The organism is Streptomyces sp. NPDC059567, assembly GCF_042735655.1.
In the GTDB taxonomy this organism is placed as follows: domain Bacteria; phylum Actinomycetota; class Actinomycetes; order Streptomycetales; family Streptomycetaceae; genus Streptomyces.
Window position 1 is genome coordinate 2,327 of the sequence record NZ_JBHWBS010000052.1, and the last position, 3,817, is coordinate 6,143.

The 3,817-nt window shown below is 72.2% G+C and carries 5 protein-coding genes and 2 tRNA genes; 2 read left to right on the forward strand and 5 right to left on the reverse strand.

The features are described from left to right. Window positions 1-109: 109 nt before the first annotated feature. The 5 genes from ACFVZW_RS22485 to ACFVZW_RS22505 all read right to left on the reverse strand — a co-directional run bounded on the left by ACFVZW_RS22485 (window position 110) and on the right by ACFVZW_RS22505 (window position 1,519). Window positions 110-538, reverse strand: coding sequence for a MaoC family dehydratase (locus ACFVZW_RS22485; protein WP_384523903.1), 429 nt, complete (start codon window positions 536-538; stop codon window positions 110-112). A 2-nt stretch (window positions 539-540) separates the two neighbouring features. After that, the gene (locus ACFVZW_RS22490; RefSeq protein ID WP_384523905.1) at window positions 541-993 is read right to left on the reverse strand and encodes a MaoC family dehydratase N-terminal domain-containing protein; all 453 of its coding nucleotides are present in this window, start codon (window positions 991-993) and stop codon (window positions 541-543) included. Between the two features lie 82 nt (window positions 994-1,075). After that, entirely contained in the window at window positions 1,076-1,240 is a 165-nt protein-coding gene (gene rpmG / locus ACFVZW_RS22495; protein WP_003956487.1) for a 50S ribosomal protein L33, read from the reverse strand. An 89-nt stretch (window positions 1,241-1,329) separates the two neighbouring features. After that, window positions 1,330-1,402, reverse strand: a tRNA-Met gene (locus ACFVZW_RS22500). Between the two features lie 44 nt (window positions 1,403-1,446). Next, window positions 1,447-1,519: transfer RNA gene (locus ACFVZW_RS22505), tRNA-Thr, on the reverse strand. Between the two features lie 230 nt (window positions 1,520-1,749). On the opposite strand from ACFVZW_RS22505, the gene ACFVZW_RS22510 reads away from it, so the two are divergent. Continuing rightward, entirely contained in the window at window positions 1,750-3,027 is a 1,278-nt protein-coding gene (locus ACFVZW_RS22510) for an amidohydrolase family protein (protein ID WP_384523908.1), read from the forward strand. A gap of 2 nt (window positions 3,028-3,029) precedes the next feature. Then, on the forward strand, window positions 3,030-3,686 hold the full coding sequence (locus ACFVZW_RS22515; protein ID WP_384523911.1) for an SDR family oxidoreductase: 657 nt from the start codon (window positions 3,030-3,032) through the stop codon (window positions 3,684-3,686). Window positions 3,687-3,817 lie beyond the last annotated feature (131 nt).

Consider the following 3,817-nt stretch of genomic DNA (forward strand, 5'->3'; position numbering starts at 1 on the left):
ATCTCTCACAAAAACCCATATCGGCACCCCGTGCGGGGGGTGGGCCCCCCCCCTGGTGGGCGGGGCCGCCCGCGCCGCGGGGCCCCCCCCATCCTGGCGCTCGGTGCCGCTACGCGAGCCTGACCACGGCCCGGGACATGCCCAGGACCTTCTGGCCCGCCGACATCGCGGTCAGGTCCACCCGGACCTGGTTGTCGTCCAGCTTCGCCGCCACCTTCGCGCTGACCTCGATCAGGGCGCCGTCGTCGTCGTTGGGCACGACCACCGGCTTGGTGAAGCGCACGCCGTACTCGACGACGGCCGCCGGGTCGCCGGCCCAGTCGGTGACGACGCGGATCGCCTCGGCCATGGTGAACATGCCGTGCGCGATGACGTCCGGCAGGCCGACGCCGACCGCGAACTTCTCGTTCCAGTGGATCGGGTTGAAGTCACCGGAGGCGCCGGCGTACCGCACCAGCGTGGCGCGCGTCACCGGGAAGGACTGCGCCGGCAGCTCCGTGCCGACCTCGACCTCGTCGTAAGCGATCTTCGCGGTCATCCTCAGGCCTCCTCGGGGGCGCGCGACACGAGCTTGGTCCAGGCGGTCACGACGTGCTCGCCGGTCTCGTCGTGGACCTCACCGCGGATGTCCAGGATGTCGTTGCCCGCCATCGACTTGATCGCCTCGATGGTCGAGACGACCGACAGCCGGTCCCCCGCCCGCACCGGCCGGGTGTACGTGAACTTCTGGTCGCCGTGCACGACACGGCTGTAGTCCAGACCCAGCTGCGGGTCCTCGACGACCTGACCGGCGGCCTTGAAAGTGATCGCGAACACAAAGGTCGGCGGGGCGATCACATCGGGGTGACCGAGCACCTTCGCCGCCTCCTGGTCGGCGTAGGCCGGATTCGCGTCGCCGATCGCCTCGGCGAACTCGCGGATCTTCTCGCGGCCGACCTCGTACGCCGCGGTGGGCGGATAGGTCCGGCCCACGAAGGACTGGTCGAGCGCCATGGACTCGATACCTCCTGGATTTGTTGCCGACAAACGACACGAGGCCGCCCCCTGGTGGGGACGGCCTCGTGTACGAGCCTGATTAGCGCGTCTCGCGGTGCGCCGTGTGCGAGTTGCAGCGAGGGCAGTGCTTCTTCATCTCAAGACGGTCCGGGTTGTTACGCCGGTTCTTCTTGGTGATGTAGTTCCGCTCCTTGCACTCCACGCAGGCCAGCGTGATCTTCGGGCGGACGTCGGTGGCAGCCACGTGAGTGCTCCTTGGACGGACGGATGGACGGATGAACGCATAAAAGAGTAGCCGATCGAAGGACCGACCCCACAATCGGCTACTGTGTGTAGCGGTGACCGGACTTGAACCGGTGACACAGCGATTATGAGCCGCTTGCTCTACCGACTGAGCTACACCGCTTTGATGATCCGGATCCCGCCCGAAGGCGGGTTCCCTCTCACCAGAGCCCCAATACGGAATCGAACCGTAGACCTTCTCCTTACCATGGAGACGCTCTACCGACTGAGCTATTGGGGCGAGCGATGAAGACATTACACGGTCCTCCGCCGATCGCCCAAATCCGTTTCGTGCCCTCTCTCCACGCGCCCGCGCACGAGGTCTTCTCCCCCGTCCCGTAGGCCACACGTGGCCTCATCAGTACGACTATTGCGCTCCTCCTCGAAGGGCGGCCGGAGCGCCCCTAGGCTCGGCTCCACGCTGCGTGATCTTGTTCTTGAGCTGGAACTTGAGGAGCCTTGAGGAGCCCGATGTCAGCCGACAGCAAGCAGCCCCAGCCGCCCGACGACTGGGCCGCCGCCACCGCCGACTCCACCTCGCTCCTGCTCTCCAACGCCCGCCTCACCGACGGACGGACGGTCGACGTCCGGATGGGCGGCGGCCGGATCGAGGCCGTCGGCACGGCCGGCAGCCTCACCGCCCTCGGCGCCCGCGTGGACCTCGCCGGCTATCTCCTGCTCCCCGCCCCCGCGGAGCCGCACGCCCATTCCGACACCGCGCTCAGCGCCGACTCCCCCGGCCCCGTGTCGTACGCCCCCCAGGAGGTGCAGCGGCGGGCCACCGAGGCCGCGCTGCTGCAACTCGGCCACGGCGCCACCGCGCTGCGCGCGCACGTCCGGATCGGCGACGTACAGGGCCTGGGGCCGCTCGAAGCGGTCCTCCAGGCCCGGCGGTCGCTGCGCGGCCTGGCGGACCTCACGACGGTCGCGGTGCCGCGGCTGCTGACGGGGGCGGCGGGCGCGGACGGGCTCGCCATGCTGCGGGACGCCGTGAAGATGGGCGCGGGCGTGGTGGGCGGCTGCCCGGACCTCGACCCCGACCCGGCCGGGTACGTGGAGGCCGTCCTGGAGGTGGCGGCGGAGCAGGGCTGCCCGGTCGACCTGCACACCGACGGTGACGACCCGGCGCGGCTCGCCCGGCTGGCGGCGATGGCGGGCGGACTGCGGCCGGGGGTGACGATCGGCCCGTGCGCGGGCCTGGCCCGGCTCCCCTCGGAGGCGGCGCGACGGGCCGCGGACCAACTGGCCGCGGCCGGGGTGACGGTGGTCTGCCTCCCGCAGGGCGGCTGCGGCGCGACCGAGCTGCGCGGCGCGGCGCCGGTCCGGCTGCTGCGTGCCGCGGGCGTGCGGCTCGCGGCGGGCGGCGGGGCGCTGCGGGACGTCTCCAACCCGGTGGGACGCGGGGATCCGCTGGAGGCCGCATATCTGCTGGCCTCGCTGGGCGGACTGCCGGCCGAGGACGCGTACGGGGCGGTGAGCACGGCGGCCCGTGCGGCGATGGGGCTCCCGGAGGTGCGGGTGGAGGCCGGGTTCCCCGCCGAGCTGCTCGCGGTGCGCGGGGAGCGCCTCTCGGGCGTGCTGTCCCTGGCGTACAGCCGGATCGTGGTGCACCGGGGCCGGGTGGTGGCGCGGACCAGCGCCGTACGGGAGTACTGCGACTCGGCGGCGGCGCTCGACCTGCCGCGCCAGGCCCGCCCCGAACGTCCCGAGCCGGGGAGCCCTCCGGCCGGTCCCGTCGTACGGTCGTGAGTATGCGCATTGTCATCGCTGGAGGACACGGTCAGATCGCCCTGCGCCTGGAGCGCCTGCTCTCGGCGGCGGGGCATGAGCCGGCGGGGCTCATCCGCAACCCGGAGCAGGCCGACGACCTGCGCGCGGCCGGCGCCGAACCGGTCGTGCTGGACCTGGAGTCGGCGACGGTGGAGATGGTCGCGGCGGTCCTGCAGGGCGCCGACGCGGCGGTCTTCGCGGCGGGCGCGGGCCCGGGCAGCGGCACCGCCCGCAAGGACACGGTGGACCGCGCGGCGGCGGTCCTGTTCGCCGACGCGGCGGAACGGGCGGGCGTGCGCCGGTACATCGTCGTCTCGTCCATGGGCGCCGACTCCGCCCATCCGGGCGACGAGGTCTTCGACATCTACCTGCGCGCCAAGGGCGCGGCGGACGACTCCGTGCGCGCCCGAGAGGGTCTGGACTGGACGATCCTGCGCCCCGGCTCGCTGACGAACGACGCGGGCACGGGCCTGGTCCGCCTGGGCGCCGCGACGGGCCGCGGCCCGATCTCCCGCGACGACGTGGCGGCGGTCCTGGCCGAGCTCCTGGACACTCCGGCGACGGCGGGCCTGACCCTGGAACTGATCAGCGGCTCGACCCCGGTCGCGGTGGCGGTGAAGGACATGGCGGGCAACTGACCCACGAGACAAAGAAGAAGGTCCCCCGGGGGGACCCCCGGGTCCGTGGGTATAGCGTGGGGGGGCCCGGGTTCGAACCGGGGGGGGCGTATCCGACGGGTTTTAAGTCCGCGGCCCTTGGGCACACGGGC